At 43.5% G+C, this 271-nt stretch carries 1 pseudogene; it reads right to left on the bottom strand.

The features are described 5' to 3' along the window. Positions 1–271, bottom strand: a pseudogene (locus ACFINH_RS10290) (UTP--glucose-1-phosphate uridylyltransferase); the annotation flags it as partial.

The following is a 271-nucleotide window of genomic DNA, read 5'->3' as shown; positions in this document are numbered from 1 at the left end:
CGCGATGATATTTCCTCCACCCGTTTTCTCATAAAGATTGATCATCTCAGAAAGGCAGCCCTTTTTAGATTGTATAAGCATATCCGGTAATAACAAAGCAAAAGGCTCCCTGCCAACTAATTCACGCGCACACCAAAGAGCATGTCCTAACCCCAAAGGCTGCTGTTGCCTCGTAAAAGAAGTTGACCCTGGTAGAGGCTGTAAACCATGTAAATGTTCAAGTTCTTCTCTTTTACCACGTTCGGCAAGAGTCGTATATAACTCAACTTGC

This window comes from Bartonella sp. AA74HLJMH (genome assembly GCF_042197045.1).
In the GTDB taxonomy this organism is placed as follows: Bacteria; Pseudomonadota; Alphaproteobacteria; order Rhizobiales; family Rhizobiaceae; genus Bartonella.
The sequence above is the reverse complement of the archived record's forward strand: the minus strand, read 5'-3'. Positions and strand labels throughout refer to the sequence as shown.